The organism is Mesorhizobium sp. M3A.F.Ca.ET.175.01.1.1, assembly GCF_004791945.1.
In the GTDB taxonomy this organism is placed as follows: Bacteria; Pseudomonadota; Alphaproteobacteria; order Rhizobiales; family Rhizobiaceae; genus Mesorhizobium.
This window is the reverse complement of the sequence record NZ_SRTP01000005.1, coordinates 1-13,996: the sequence shown is the minus strand read 5'-3', so window position 1 is coordinate 13,996 and position 13,996 is coordinate 1. Positions and strand designations below refer to the sequence as shown.

Sequence of the window (13,996 nt, the reverse complement as noted above, 5' to 3'; positions counted from 1 at the left end):
GTGGCATGCGCAGCTTGGCGGCCGAGTACGCTATCGAGCCCGAGCCTATCAACCAGTGGAGGGCTCGCTCCTCACGACCGCATCGACTTCACCGTCGCAGGACTTATGGCGTCTGGCGGCATCACACCGCTGCGCCGGCTGGATGAGAAAGGGATCGCCGGCGCGGAGGGCTCCGCGCCGGCGTCCATCGCGCGTTCGCCGACCGCGCCGGACAGCGTTCAGATCGACTTGCCGCCCGCCCCCGGCATGTCGGCGAGTTCGAGCGCGCGGCGCTCGTCGCCGGCGCGCTCGGTCTCCTCCCCGTAGGGATTTCGCAGATGCACCGGGCGGGCGCGGCGGCGGAGGGCCATGTTGATCAGTTCGATGAACACCGAGAAGATCATGGCGGTGTAGATGTAGCCCTTGGGCACGTGCGCTCCGAATCCGTCGGCGACCAGCGCCATGCCGATCATGATCAGGAACCCGAGCGCCAGGATCTTCACCGTGGGATGGGCCTCGACGAACGAGGCTACCGGGCCGGAAGCGATCATGAGCACGATCATCGACAGGATCACCGCCACGGCCATGACCCAAATCTCGTTGGCCATGCCCACCGCGGTGACGATGCTGTCGATCGAGAAGACGAGATTGATCAGGGCGATCTGCGTGACGACGGCGGCGAAATTGGCCATTACCCTGGCACTGGCCTCGCCCTCCTCGCCCTCGAGGCTCGCGTGGATCTCATGGGTCGCCTTGTAGATCAGAAACAGACCCCCCAGCGCCAGGATCAGGTCCTTGCCGGAGACCCCATGGTCGAAGAGATGAAATAGCGGCTCGGTCAGGCCAATGATCCAGCCGATGAACAGCAGCAGGACGAGGCGGGGTATCAGCGCCATCACCATGCCGGTATAGCGCGCCGACGCTTGCCGCTCCACCGGCAGCTTGCCGACGAGAACCGCAATCACCACCAGATTGTCGATGCTCAGCACCACCTCCAGCACGGTGAGGGTGAATAGGCTTGTCAGGGATTCCAGCATGGTGACCTCCTCAATTCGAGAACAGGGTTGGCACGCTCGCGTGCTCAAGGACGTGGCGCGTGGCGCGTCCGAGCAGCGCCTCGCGCGATTGGAAATGGCCGTAGCCGCCCGTCGGGGGCCAGGAAGTTTCGTTTGCGAGCACTACCGGCATGGCGGTGAACTTTCGAACTCTGCACTGGTCGGCCCCGTCGAGGCGCGCGATTGTGGGGCCGAAGACAGCTTCCAAAGCTGTCAAAGCCTCAGCTCTGCCAGCAGGTGGGAGGTCACATCATCCATGGGCAACAGGCCGTTGACCGTTCGAAGCAGACCGACCCCGCGATAGTATTCGGCGAGCGGTTCGGTCTGGGCCCGATAGGCATCCAGCCGAACCTTGAACGCCTCCGGATTGTCGTCCGAACGGATCGGCAGGCCTGCAGCCTTGGCCACGCACGCCCGATGGATGATGCGATCGAGAAGCGCCGCTTCGACCACCCTGAGCTCCAGCACAGCGTCAAGCTTGGACGCGGCATTTTCCAGCTCGGCATCGAAGGCCCTGGCCTGGCCGAGGGTGCGCGGAAAGCCGTCGAGGATGAAGCCGCTGGCCGCATCGGGATCGGCGATACGCTCAAGCACGCAGCCGATAACGATCTCGTCGCTGACGAGATCGCCGCGTTCCATGACCGCCTTTGCTGCACGCCCGACCGGCGTGTCCTTGGCGACGGCCGTCCGCAGCATTTCCCCGGTCGACAGCTGCGGGACGCCGAGCCGCTCCGCCAGCCGGGCGGCTTGCGTTCCCTTGCCGGCACCGGGTGGACCCAGCATGATCAATCTCATTCCTCTCCTCCTCAGATCCTCCAGGCAAGGCTGGTCGTGCTGGCGCAGCCGCAGGCCTTCACTGCCAGTCGCACCGATAAGCCGACGTTCCCGCCGGTGCCTTCGCTCCCATACGCGAGGCAGCCCGGGCTCCTCGGCTTGCGAAATGCGCCACGGGCTCATCGCACACTCTTGCGGTTCTGGCGGTTGTCGATGAGGTGGTCGATCACCGCCGGTTCGGCCAGCGTCGAGGTATCGCCAAGAGCTGCGAATTCGTCCTCGGCGATCTTGCGTAGGATACGGCGCATGATCTTGCCCGAGCGGGTCTTGGGCAGGCCGGGCGCGAACTGGATCTTGTCGGGGGTTGCGATGGGCCCGATCTCCTTGCGCACCCAGGCCGCGAGATCCCTGCGCAGATCGTCGCTCGGGTTTTCGCCCGCCATCAGCGTCACGTAGGCATAGATGCCCTGGCCCTTGATGTCGTGCGGGTAGCCGACAACCGCGGCCTCCGACACCTTTGGATGTGCGACCAGCGCCGACTCGACCTCGGCCGTGCCCATGCGATGGCCCGATACGTTGATCACGTCGTCGACCCGGCCGGTGATCCAGTAGTAGCCGTCCGTGTCGCGCCGGCAGCCGTCGCCGGTGAAGTACTTGCCTTTGTAGGTCGAGAAATAGGTCTGCACGAAGCGGTCGTGGTCGCCGAACAGCGTGCGCATCTGGCCCGGCCAGGAATCGGCGATGACCAGATTGCCCTCCCCCTCGCCCTGCAGGACCATGCCTGCGGCATCGACCAGTTCCGGCTTGACGCCGAAGAAGGGCAGCGTGGCCGAACCGGGTTTCAGATCGGTCGCGCCCGGCAGCGGCGTGATCAGGATGCCGCCGGTCTCGGTCTGCCACCAGGTGTCGACGATCGGGCAGCGGCGATCGCCGACGACGCGGTGGTACCACTCCCAGGCTTCCGGATTGATCGGCTCGCCGACCGAGCCGAGCACCCGCAGGGTGGCGCGCGAGGTCGCCTTGACGGGCTCCTCGCCGGCCGCCATCAGCGACCTGATCGCGGTGGGGGCGGTGTAGAAGATGTTGACCTTGTGCTTGTCCACGACATCCCAGAAGCGGGAAATCGACGGGTAGGTCGGGATGCCTTCAAAGATCAGCGTGGTGGCCCCGTTGGCGAGCGGCCCGTAGACGATATAGCTGTGGCCGGTGACCCAACCGACATCGGCGGTGCACCAGTAGACGTCTCCGTCGCGGTAGTCGAAGACGTATTGGTGCGTCATCGATGCGTAGACGAGATAGCCCCCGGTGGTGTGCAGCACGCCCTTCGGCTTGCCGGTCGAGCCCGAGGTGTAGAGGATGAACAGCGGGTCCTCCGCTTTCATCTCCTCCGGCGCGCATTCGTCGGCCACGGTGGGCGCGAGATCGTCGAAGTAGCGGTCGCGGCCCGGATGCATGTCCACCGGCGAGCCGGTGCGCCGGACGACGATGACGCTGGCGACCGTTTCGGGGATCCGCTCCAGCGCGGCATCGACATTGGCCTTCAGGGGCACCGTGCGGCCGCCGCGCAGTCCCTCGTCCGCCGTCACCAGGACGGCGCTCGAGGCGTCCGCGATCCGGCTTGCCAGGCTGTCGGGCGAGAAGCCGCCGAAGACGATCGAATGGACCGCGCCGATGCGGGCGCAGGCGAGCATCGCGAAGGCGGCCTCTGGTATCATCGGCAGGTAGATCGTGACGCGGTCGCCTCTCCTCACGCCCTGCGACTTCAGCACGTTCGCCCATTTTCATGACCCGGGCATGAAGCTCGCGGTAGGTGATGCTGAGATCGTCCTTGGGGTCGTCTCCCTCCCAGATGATCGCGACCTGGTCGGCGCGGTCGGCGAGGTGGCGGTCGATGCAATTGTAGGAGACGTTGGTGGTGCCGTCCTCGAACCATTCGATCGCGACATTGTCCGGAGCGAAGGAGGTGTTCTTGACTTTCGTGTACGGCTTGAACCAATCGATGCGCTTGCCGTGCTCACCCCAAAAGGCGTCTGGGTTCGTCACGGAGACATCATACATCGCCGCATAGGTCGCCTTGTCGGCGTGAGCCCGGCTCGACCACTCGACGGGCACGCGATAGGTCCCCGATTGCTGCTCCCTTGCACTTCCACTCATCTTTCCCTCCCGAAACTCATCGGCCGATGCAGGGCGTCAGCCGCCCTCAGCCAGTGTCCGTTGGCCGCCTCGCCATGAGGAAATCCGTGACCACCTTGATCTGATGCGGTTCGAAGAGCGGCGGGACGTGACCGCATTCGTCGAACCGGTGCACGACGGCATTCGGGTTACGCGCCAACATCTCGTCGCACAGTTGCGGCGTCAGCAGATCCGACTTGGCGCCGTGCAGGATCAGCGTCGGCACCTTGATCTGCTCCCAGTACTTCCAGATGTTGAGGCTGGCGAACCAGGCGCTGCGGAAGCCACGCGCGATCTCGCCGTCGCACAGCATGACGAACCGGTTGCGCTCATCGTCCCAGCGCACGCTGTGCATGGTGATATGGCGCCACTGCGGGTCGTCGAGGTCACCGTAGGGTGCCAGGATGCTGCGGAAGTACTCCTCCGCCGCTTCCATCGTCGCGAACGAAGCCGGCATGTCGCGCAGATAGCCGCCGATGCGCATCAAGCCGGTCGAAGAAACGAATGGCCCGATATCGTTGACCACCAGGCGGCGGATGCAGGAGCCGGGCATTCCTGCCAGAACCATCCCCACCAATCCGCCGAGGGACGTGCCGACCCAGTCGACCTCGCTTGCACCGAGCCGCGCGATCAGGGCGTTCATGTCGGCGCAATATTGCGGCAACGCATAGTCGTCGGGATCGGCCAGCGACGCGCTGCGGCCGCGGCCAGGCAGGTCGGGACAGACGACCCAGCGTCCGTGCATCGCCAACTCGGCCGCGAGAAAGTCGAAGTCCCTGCTTTGGCGGGTCAGCCCATGCAGGCAGAGGGTCGGAACGCCCCCCGCTTTGGGCGCCCATTCGACATAGGCGATCTTGTGGTAGCCCTTGGTCGAGAGGCCGAGCAGATAGTTGCTGCGGTCCGGTTCCAGCGGTTCCGGCGAGAGAGCGGCGCGTTGAAATGGAACGGTGTTGGACATCAGTAGAGGTCTTCGCGCCTTACGTGTCTGCGGATCTGCTGCACGCCCTCTATGGCGCGCTTGCGCGCCGTCCCAAAAGCCTCCTCCACTGTCGATGACACGATGTCATGGGCTTCGCAAAAGCCGGCCAATGTTGTGAACGCCGCTTCACAGGCAAGGTTTGCTCCGTGCTGCGGGGTGATTGGCCCTGCGGCGTATAGAGACTGCATGAGCGTCGACGCAGCCTGGAACATCTTGCCCTGCAGCTCGACCGCTCTGCCGAGCCCGTCACTTGCAGTCCTCAACATTGTGACGGCGGCATCGATATTCTTGGTGTGCTGATCGGCAACGGCTTCGGCGTTTATCCCAAGCACCTTGCCTTTCCAGACAACCGCCTCGAACTGATCGAGATTGAGCGCCGGCTGATGGTAACTCGCCATGCCGATTCTCATTTTTCCGTCGCCTTGCGGTCGAGATGCTTGCGGAACTCCTCAACCCCATCGGTGACCCGCCGCTTGGCGATGGAATAGGCTTCCTCGCTGGCCTTCGCGGTGATGTCATAGAGATCGCGCGAGCCGGCCAGCGCCGCCTCGAAGGCCTCCTTCGCCAGATTGGTCCGCTCTTCGGGCGTCAACTTCTGTTCAGTGAACAGGGACAGAAGCTGCGTCGAGGTGACGTGGAAGAGCTCGAGCTGCCGTTCGGCGACGGTATGGGTGCCCTTGCTGCCGACGCGCATGGCTTCGACGGCGGCGCCGATGTTCTTGCGCTGCTGTTCGACCATGGCCTGCGCATCGATGCCCGGCACCTTGAACTGGCCGACCATTTCCTTGATCTGGTCGCTGACGGCCTGAACGTCCGGGCCGAAGGATGTTGCTTTTGACATTTCGAGTTCTCCAGATCTGTTTGCAGCGGTTTCAGGGTCGGGCGGACAAGGCATGGGAGGCCTTTTGGGTCGGCCTTGCGGCCTTGGATTTCTCCAGCACGTGGTCGGCGGCCTCGTGCTGGCTTTCAAAGACGTGTGGGGCAACGTCGCGATCGGCGAGCGCCGAGCCGAGCTTGAGGCGAAGGAAGGCGCTGGTCGTGTAGCGGGAGACGTGGTCGTAGCACTCCCGCTCGACCTCGCTTGCCATGTTGAACCAGGCATCGCTCATGTAGGGCGCGATATCGATGGCGTCATAGTTGATGATCGCCGAGAAACGCCGGCCGACGCGCCGCGCCAATGAGTGCATGGCGTCCCTCACCGCGTTGACGTCGGCGCTGGTGTACACGCGGTAGCCGCCGAGGTTGAGGTAGAGAGTGTTGTGTCCCTCGTCGAACTCCATGCGCTCCGACAGGGGGCGATTGAGGAACAGCTCATCCAGTTTCATCGGCGCGTCGCCGAAGATCGCGGCGGCCATCAGGCGCGGCGAACGAACAATCGGCGTAAAGCGCATCTTCGAGAGGATGTCGCGCTCGATGTCGACGCCCGGCGCGACCTCGATCAGTTCGAGCCCCTCCTGGCCGAGCGAGAAGACGCAGCGCTCGGTGACGAACAGCACCGGCTGGCGCATCTGGCGTGCGAGTTGCCCGGAAAAGGTGATCTGCTCGACCTTGTCGACGAATTTCGATTGCTGGCCATCCTGCAGGATATGCAACTGGCCGTCCCTGACCTCGGTCTTGAGACCGCGTGCCGAGAAGGTCCCGCAGAACACCAGCCGCCGGGCATTCTGCGAGATGTTGATGAAGCCGCCGGCGCCCGCCAGCCGGTCGCCGAACTTGCTGACGTTGACGTTGCCCTGGGCATCGGCCTGGGCGAGGCCGAGGCAGGCGAGATCGAGCCCGCCGCCGTCATAGAAGTCGAACATCTGGTTCTGGTCGATGATGGCTTCTGCGTTGACCGCGGCGCCGAAATCGAGGCCGCTTTGCGGAATGCCGCCGATGATGCCCGGCTCCGCCGTCAGCGTGACCAGATTGATGATGCTCTCTTCCGCCGCGACCGCCGCGACCCCTTCCGGCATGCCGATGCCAAGATTGACGACACCGCCCATCGGCAGCTCGAAGGCGCAGCGGCGGGCGATGATCTTGCGCTCGTCCAGCGCCATCGGCACGTTGCGGTCGACCGGCGCGCGAAGCTCCCCCGAGAAGGCGCCGTTGTAATGTGTCGCGTAGGTTTGCGCATGGTGCTCGGGTTCGGCGACGACGACGCAGTCGACCAGCGCACCGGGGATCCTGACCGCGCGCGGATTGAGCGAATTGGCGGCCGCGATCCGCTCGACCTGGACGATGACGAAACCCTTGCAGTTCTTCGCCGCCATGGCCAGCGACAGGTTGTCGAGCGTCAGCGCCTCCTTCTCCATGGTCACGTTGCCATAAGGGTCGGCAGTGGTGCCGCGCAGGATCGCGACGTGAATCGGAAAGGCCTTGTAGAACAGCCACGGCTCGCCGCCGATCTTCATCAGCTCGACGAGGTCTTCGGTGGTGCGCGCGTTGAGCTTGCCGCCGCCGTTGCGCGGATCGACGAAGGTCTGCAGGCCGACCTTGGACAGGAGACCGGCCTTGCGGCCGGCGATCTCGCGAAAGAGGTGCGAGACGCAGCCGAGCGGCAGGTTGTAGCCCTCGCATTCGCCGCTGACCGCCTTGCGCGCCAGCTTTGGCACCAGCCCGAAATGGCCGCCGACCAGGCGCTTGACCATGCCGTCATGCGCCAGCCGGTTGAGGCCCTTCTCCGCGCCGTCGCCGGGTGCCGCGGCAAAGACAAGGCTCAAGTTGCGCGGCTCGCCGGTCTCGAGGAACCGCTTCTCCAATGCGCTGATCACGGCGTCCGGCGTGCCGACGCCGACGAAGCCAGAACTTGCGACCGTGTCGCCCGACCGGACGATGGCGACGGATTCGGCGGCGGAGACGATCTTGTTGCGCATCGTCAGCCGTCCCGCGCCTGGAGCCATTCGGCGATGCTCTTGGTGAGCGCGCCTTGCGATTTCGAGGACACGAACAGCCCGACATGCCCGCCAGGAAGCGGGATCTCGGTGTAGTCGGAACTGCCGACCTTCTTCGCCAGCGCCTTCGAGCAGGTGGGCGGGATGATGTGGTCGTCCAGCGCGAAGATGTTGAGCACCGGGACATCGATGGCGCCAAGATCGACCTCGCGCCCCGACAGCACGAACTTGCCCTGGTAGAGGCGGTTCTCCTGATAGAGTTCCCTGAGCCATTGCCGCCCCGCTGCGCCCGGATGGTCCGGCCTGTCGGCCAGCCACTTCTCCATGCGCAGGAAGTTCATCAGCTTGTCCTTGTCATCGATGATGTCGATGAGGTCGACATTGTATTTGGTCAGCGACCGCATCGGCGTCATCAGCGAGAAGATCGAGCTCATGAACTCGCCGGGGATGACGCCCAGCGCATCGACCATGCGGTCGATGTCTTCCGGCGAGAGGCTCCGCGTCCAGATGTTGAGGAAGCCGTGATGTGCCGCCGGATCGTCCACATCGGCATGAAAGTCGATCGGCGTGATCGTCAGCACGAGGTTCTTGACGCGCTCCTTGTGCAGCGCCGTGTAGCAGGTGGTGAAGACGCCGCCCTCGCAGATGCCGAGCAGCGTGATCTTGTCATGGCTCGTCTCGCGGCAGATGCGCTCCACGGCTTCGTCGATATAGTCGTCGACATAGTCGTCGATTGTGAGCCACCGCTCGTTGCGGCCGGGCTGCCCCCAATCGATGAGCCACAGGTCGAGCCCCTTGTTCAGCAGGCTGCGCACCAGAGAACGGTCGGGCTGGAGATCGGCCATGGTATAGCGGCCGATCAGCCCGTAGACGATCAGCACGGGCGTCTCGACCTGCTGGTCCGTCAGCGGTTCGTAGCGGAACAGCTCCACCTTGTCGCGGCGCTGGATGAGCGTCTTGGGCGTCGCGCCGACATCGACGTCGGCGTCCCGGATGCCGGCAAGCACATCCGCCCCCTTCTGCATCTTGCCCATGTTCTGGGCAAACTCCTCGAAGAAGCTGTTGAGCGCGGCACTGGCTTTGACGTCCGTCATGCCGCCCCCCTGTTCGAGCGCTTTCTGCCGACAGGCCGGGACATTTCGTTCCCTTCGGATAGAGCTTGACCGCTTGCGGGGCGCCGCTGTGCTCTCAGATGCGCGCGCAGCTCACGCCGTAGCTCGGTGACCTGCCGGGTCAACTCGTCGAAATCCTGCTGGGTCGGCAGACCGAACAGCTTGGCCATCTGATCGGCGATGCTCTGTTGTTTGAGACGAAGATCGAGCGCAGCGCGCAGCAGCTCGCGCTGCGCCGTCAAAAACTCTTCCGAGCGCTGGTTCCTGATCAGCTCCTCATTGGTGATGCCGCTCCACAGGTTGAACTGCTTGCGCCAGTCGTCGTTCGTCTCGGCGTCGCCCTTTGTGTCCTTGAGCGCCGCGCCGTAGCGGTCGAAGGCGCGGGTCCACGGCACCGAGACCACGGCGCGATAGGCAGCCATGCGCTGCTGGACCTCGATCCAGGCCGCCATCACCGCATAGATCTGCTTGTCCAGGCTCAGCATGTCGGCGAGCTGCGGGCCCTCGGCCATGCGCTTGATCGCTTCCGATATCTCACCGCCCTGTGCTGCCGCGAAAAGGCTGCTGTCGGCCGCGCGCGTGGTCAGAAACGGCATCATGGAATCCGACCACATCTTGCCTGCCGCCGCCGCCTTCTCCATCTGTTCGCGCCAGGCGTCGCTCATGCGAACGAACATCTGGGAAAGCTCCGGCTGCTTGTCTTGCCTGTCGGCCATGGCTTGCTTCGCCCTTCCCGATCAGGCCGCCGCACGGCGTCCGGCGAGCGCGTCGGCGTAGATCTGGAACGCCTGCTCATGCGTGAGCTCCCGCGGATTGTTGACCAGCAGCCGCGTCTGCTTCATCGCGTCCTCGGCCAGCTTGGCCAGGTCTTTTTCCGCAATTCCCACCGCCGACAGCGTGTCCGGCACCTCGCAGTCGCGGCAGATCGCGGTCATCTCGTCGATGAAGGCGGCAGCGGCCTCGGTCGCGGACGCCGGACGATGGTCGGGTTTCACGATCGCCAGCAGCTCGGCGTAGAGCACCGAAGCCGCCGGACGGTTGAATTCCAGCACATGCGGCAAGACCAGCGCATTCGACAGGCCGTGGGGCACGTGGAAGATCGCGCCGATCGGATAAGCCAGCGCATGCACGGCGGCGACCGGCGCGTTGGCGAAGGCCATGCCGGCCAGCATCGAGCCGAGCAGCATGCGTGAGCGTGCCTCCAGATCCTGGCCATTCGTGAAGACGGTCCGGATGTTGGCCGACAAGAGTTCCAGCGCCTTGCGCGCGAGCTGGTCGGACATCGGGTTCTTCTTGACCCTGCTCGTATAGGCCTCGATCGCATGCACCATGGCGTCGATGCCGGTCGCCGCCGTCACATGCGGCGGCAGGCCCAGCGTCAATTCGGGGTCGAGGATCGCCCAGTCCGGGATGAGACGCGGCGAGACCACGCCCTTCTTCTCCGTCGTCGGCGTTGTTACGATCGCGATCGGCGTCACCTCCGATCCCGTTCCGGCCGTCGTCGGCACGAGCAGCAACGGCAGGCGCTCGCCCTTGGCCATGCCGACGCCATAGATGTCGTCGAGCTTGTCCGGCGTCTTGGCGAGATAGGCGACGAGCTTGGCAGTGTCGAGCGCGCTGCCGCCGCCGATCGAGACGACGACGTCGACGCCCTGCCCGCGGCACAGTTCCGCCGCCGCTTCGATCACATGCGAAGGCGGATCGGCGACCACGTCCTCGAACACGGTCAAGGCGATGCCGGCCTCGGTGAGCGCCGCTTCCGCGCTCCGGGTCAGCCCCGCGCCTCGAACGCCCTTGTCGGTGACAAGCAGAACATGCCTGGCGCCATAACCCTTGACGAGTTCAGCGATCTTTTTCGATGCCCCTGCCTCGAAAAGAATGTTGGACGGCGCCTGGAAGGTGAATGGTGTCATGCTCAAATCTCCTGTCTCGCGCCTTCGGTCCTGTGCCTTGGCGCGGGACCTCATTCATCGCGGAGGCAAAAGCTTCCCCGCCCGGGCACCCCGACGGTGCCTGGCCAATCAAGAAGCCAATTCCTTGTTACAACCGCCCTGGGGGCGGTCCGGCTAAAACATTTCCGCTTTCCTCCGAAACGCGAAGTGCTCTAGCCTCGCACGGCCTCCGCCCGTGCAACTTGATCAGGCATCCGCAGGCTTCGACGTACGCCCCCGCAGTTCGTCGATGAGCACGCGAATGTTTTCCGAATAGTCGATCGGCACCGCCACGACATGAACCCCTCCGCCCTGGAAGGCGGCTTCGAGCGTCGGCGCGAACTCCTCCAGGGACTGGACCCGCGTGCCCTTCGCGCCATAGGCCTGCGCATAGGTCACGAAGTCCGGATTGCTGAAGGTCAGGCCGAAGTCCGGGAAGTTGTCGACCGCCTGCTTCCAGCGGATCATGCCGTAGGCGCCATCGTCGAGGATGAGCACGACGAGGTTCAGCTTAAGCCGAACCGCCGTCTCCAGCTCCTGGCTGTTCATCATGAAGCCGCCGTCGCCGCACACCGCCATGACGCGGCGATTCGGGTAGAGCATGGCAGCCATCATGGCCGAGGGCAGCCCCGCGCCCATCGTCGCCAGCGCGTTGTCGAGCAGCACGGTGTTGGCGACATAGGTCCGGTAGTTGCGCGCGAACCAGATCTTATACATGCCGTTGTCGAGCGCCAGGATGCCATTCTCGGGGATCACCCCGCGAATGTCGTGGACGAGGCGCTGCGGCGTCACCGGCCAGCGGTCCTCGTCGGCGCGATCCGCGATCTTGGCCAGGATCTCCTGGCGCAGCGGCAGCAGGGCGGCGGCGTTGGGCAGTTTGCCTTCGATCCGGTCCGCCAAAAGTTCGAGACTCGGGCCGACATCGCCCACCACCTCGGCATGCGGGAAGAAGACCTGCTCGACCGTCGCCGGCGTATAGCCGACATGGATCACCTTCGGTCCCTTCGGCCCCATGATGAAGGGCGGCTTCTCGACCGTATCGTGTCCGATCGAGATGATCAGGTCGGCCTTGTCGACCGCATCGTGCACGTAGTCACGCTCGGATAGCGCGGCGGTGCCCATGTAGAGGTTGGAGCCGCCGGGCACCGTGCCCTTGCCCATCTGCGTATTGAAGAACGGGATGCCGGTGCGCCGCACGAAGCTCGAGATACCATAGGTCCCGCGCGGCCGGCTGGCCGCGGCGCCGAACATGATCAGCGGACGCTTGGCCTGGATGATCATCTCGGCGGCGCGGTCGAGCGCGGTGCGATGCGCAACCGGAATCTCGATCGGATGGACCGGCACCACCGGCACGGCCTCCACCTCGTCGCCGGCGATGTCTTCAGGCAATTCGAGATGGACCGGGCCGGGCCGCTCCTCCATCGCGGTGCGGAAGGCATCCCGCACAATCGTGGGAATGCTGGCGGCACTGACGATCTGGCGGGTCATCTTGGTCAACGGCTTCATCGAGGCGATGACATCGACGATCTGGAAGCGCGCCTGGCGGCTGCTCATGATCGCCTTCTGGCCCGTGATCATGACCATCGGCATCGCGCCGAGATGGGCATAGGCCGCACCCGTCGAAAAATTGAGAGCACCCGGTCCCAAGGTGGAAATGCAGACGCCCGGCCTTCCGGTCAGGCGTCCGTAGGTGGCGGCCATGAATGCGGCGGCCTGCTCATGCCGGGTCAGGATAAGCTGGATCTTCGAATTGCGCAGCGACTCGACAACGTCGAGATTCTCTTCGCCGGGCACTCCGAAAATTCGATCCACCCCCTCGTTCTCGAGGGCGGCAACGAGAAGGTCTGATCCTTTTACCATCCGCATTTCGGTCCGCTTGTCTTGCTCGGGAGGAGCATTCGTTGTTTGCGTTTGTGTCATGCCAGTCGCTTTACGATCGCTGCCGCGAAGTCCTTCGTTGAGGTATTGCCGCCGAGGTCGCCGGTCCGGATGTTGTCGGTGTTCAGGACAGTGTCCACCGCCTTGCGGATCGCCTCTGCCTTCGCACCCTCGCCAACATGTTCCAGCATGAGGCAGGCAGCAAGCAGCAAGGCCAACGGATTGGCGATCCCCTTGCCCGCGATGTCGGGAGCTGACCCGTGGACCGCTTCGAAGATCGCGGCGTCGGGGCCGATATTGGCTCCCGGCGCCATGCCGAGACCGCCAACCAGGCCGGCGATCTGGTCGGAAAGAATATCGCCGAACAGATTGGTGGTCACGATGACATCGAACTGCTCGGGCTTCATGACGAGCTGCATGGCGCAGGCGTCGACGATGCGGTCGTCCATCGCGACGCGGCCTTCATATTCCTTAGCGATTTCCTTGCCGGCGGCGAGGAAAATGCCCGTGAGCGCCTTCAGCACGTTCGCCTTGTGTACGACCGTGACCTTCTTGCGCCCGTTGGCCAGCGCATAGTCGAAGGCGTATTTCACGATGCGCCGGCATTCGGCCTTGGTGTTGATGCCCTGCGAGATCGCCACCGCCTGCGGATCGTCGCCCACCGGGATGAAGTGCTCGAAGGCGACGTAAAGACCTTCGAGATTCTCGCGGATCAGCACGATATCGATGTCGTCATAGCGCCCGCCGGAGACCAGCGTCTTGGCCGGACGAACATTGGCATACAGTCCGAACGTCTCCCGTAACCGCACATTGACGGAGCGGAAGCCTCCGCCGACGGGCGTCGTCAGCGGACCCTTCAGAGCCAGCTTGGTACGGCGGATGCTGTCGAGCGTGGCCTGCGGCATGGGCTCGCCGCCCTGTTCGATGCCTGCCAGGCCGCCAAACTGACGGTCCCATTCGAACGGCGCGTTGACGGCGTCGAGAATCTGGACCACGGCATCCGAGATTTCAGGACCGATGCCGTCGCCGGGTATCAGGGTGGCGGGAACGGCTTTTGTCACGGTTCTTCTCCCTATCATGCTGAGATCGTTGATGTTTGATTACGCAGCCAGATCCCGCAGCACGTATTGCAGGATGCCGCCGTTCTTGAAGTAGTCGAGTTCGTCCAGCGTATCGATGCGGCAGACGATCGGGATGGTCTTCACGGTGCCGTCGCCATAGGTGAGCCTGGCCGCCATCTTCT

General features: G+C 64.3%; 11 protein-coding genes and 1 pseudogene. All 12 read right to left on the bottom strand.

Translation table 11 applies throughout. The features are described from left to right. Positions 1-218: 218 nt before the first annotated feature. Complete coding sequence (locus EN818_RS13800; protein ID WP_095808553.1) at positions 219-1,016, bottom strand: TerC family protein; 798 nt, start codon at positions 1,014-1,016, stop codon at positions 219-221. Between the two features lie 231 nt (positions 1,017-1,247). Then, positions 1,248-1,829: an adenylate kinase gene (locus tag EN818_RS13795; RefSeq protein WP_095808551.1), complete on the bottom strand. Its 582-nt coding sequence runs from the start codon at positions 1,827-1,829 to the stop codon at positions 1,248-1,250. A 158-nt stretch (positions 1,830-1,987) separates the two neighbouring features. Then, positions 1,988-3,962, bottom strand: a pseudogene (gene acs / locus EN818_RS13790) (acetate--CoA ligase). Between the two features lie 46 nt (positions 3,963-4,008). Continuing rightward, entirely contained in the window at positions 4,009-4,938 is a 930-nt protein-coding gene (locus EN818_RS13785; RefSeq protein WP_095808550.1) for an alpha/beta hydrolase, read from the bottom strand. Continuing rightward, positions 4,938-5,369 (bottom strand): hypothetical protein, encoded by a 432-nt coding sequence (locus EN818_RS13780; protein ID WP_095808549.1) that lies wholly within the window; start codon positions 5,367-5,369, stop codon positions 4,938-4,940. The genes EN818_RS13785 and EN818_RS13780 overlap by 1 nt, the downstream gene beginning before the upstream one ends. Further along, on the bottom strand, positions 5,366-5,800 hold the full coding sequence (locus EN818_RS13775) for a phasin family protein (protein ID WP_165350007.1): 435 nt from the start codon (positions 5,798-5,800) through the stop codon (positions 5,366-5,368). The genes EN818_RS13780 and EN818_RS13775 overlap by 4 nt, the downstream gene beginning before the upstream one ends. A gap of 31 nt (positions 5,801-5,831) precedes the next feature. Then, entirely contained in the window at positions 5,832-7,814 is a 1,983-nt protein-coding gene (locus tag EN818_RS13770; protein ID WP_095808547.1) for a CoA-transferase, read from the bottom strand. 2 nt (positions 7,815-7,816) lie between these two features. Then, positions 7,817-8,926 carry a class III poly(R)-hydroxyalkanoic acid synthase subunit PhaC gene (phaC, locus tag EN818_RS13765; protein ID WP_095808546.1) on the bottom strand — a complete coding sequence of 370 codons (1,110 nt, stop codon included), beginning with the start codon at positions 8,924-8,926 and terminating at the stop codon, positions 7,817-7,819. After that, complete coding sequence (locus EN818_RS13760; RefSeq protein ID WP_095808545.1) at positions 8,923-9,660, bottom strand: poly(R)-hydroxyalkanoic acid synthase subunit PhaE; 738 nt, start codon at positions 9,658-9,660, stop codon at positions 8,923-8,925. The genes phaC and EN818_RS13760 overlap by 4 nt, the downstream gene beginning before the upstream one ends. Before the next feature lie 21 nt (positions 9,661-9,681). Beyond that, positions 9,682-10,857, bottom strand: coding sequence for an iron-containing alcohol dehydrogenase (locus EN818_RS13755; protein ID WP_095808544.1), 1,176 nt, complete (start codon positions 10,855-10,857; stop codon positions 9,682-9,684). 225 nt (positions 10,858-11,082) lie between these two features. After that, complete coding sequence (locus EN818_RS13750) at positions 11,083-12,735, bottom strand: acetolactate synthase large subunit (protein WP_095808543.1); 1,653 nt, start codon at positions 12,733-12,735, stop codon at positions 11,083-11,085. 56 nt (positions 12,736-12,791) lie between these two features. Then, on the bottom strand, positions 12,792-13,814 hold the full coding sequence (locus EN818_RS13745) for an isocitrate/isopropylmalate family dehydrogenase (protein WP_245420587.1): 1,023 nt from the start codon (positions 13,812-13,814) through the stop codon (positions 12,792-12,794). Between the last annotated feature and the right edge of the window lie 182 nt (positions 13,815-13,996).

Coding starts and splice junctions, on each gene's coding strand:
- EN818_RS13800 (WP_095808553.1), bottom strand. CDS start 1,016: ATGCTGGAATCCCTGACAAGCCTATTCACCCTCACCGTGCTGGAGGTG.
- EN818_RS13795 (WP_095808551.1), bottom strand. CDS start 1,829: ATGAGATTGATCATGCTGGGTCCACCCGGTGCCGGCAAGGGAACGCAA.
- EN818_RS13785 (WP_095808550.1), bottom strand. CDS start 4,938: ATGTCCAACACCGTTCCATTTCAACGCGCCGCTCTCTCGCCGGAACCG.
- EN818_RS13780 (WP_095808549.1), bottom strand. CDS start 5,369: ATGAGAATCGGCATGGCGAGTTACCATCAGCCGGCGCTCAATCTCGAT.
- EN818_RS13775 (WP_165350007.1), bottom strand. CDS start 5,800: ATGTCAAAAGCAACATCCTTCGGCCCGGACGTTCAGGCCGTCAGCGAC.
- EN818_RS13770 (WP_095808547.1), bottom strand. CDS start 7,814: ATGCGCAACAAGATCGTCTCCGCCGCCGAATCCGTCGCCATCGTCCGG.
- phaC (WP_095808546.1), bottom strand. CDS start 8,926: ATGACGGACGTCAAAGCCAGTGCCGCGCTCAACAGCTTCTTCGAGGAG.
- EN818_RS13760 (WP_095808545.1), bottom strand. CDS start 9,660: ATGGCCGACAGGCAAGACAAGCAGCCGGAGCTTTCCCAGATGTTCGTT.
- EN818_RS13755 (WP_095808544.1), bottom strand. CDS start 10,857: ATGACACCATTCACCTTCCAGGCGCCGTCCAACATTCTTTTCGAGGCA.
- EN818_RS13750 (WP_095808543.1), bottom strand. CDS start 12,735: ATGGTAAAAGGATCAGACCTTCTCGTTGCCGCCCTCGAGAACGAGGGG.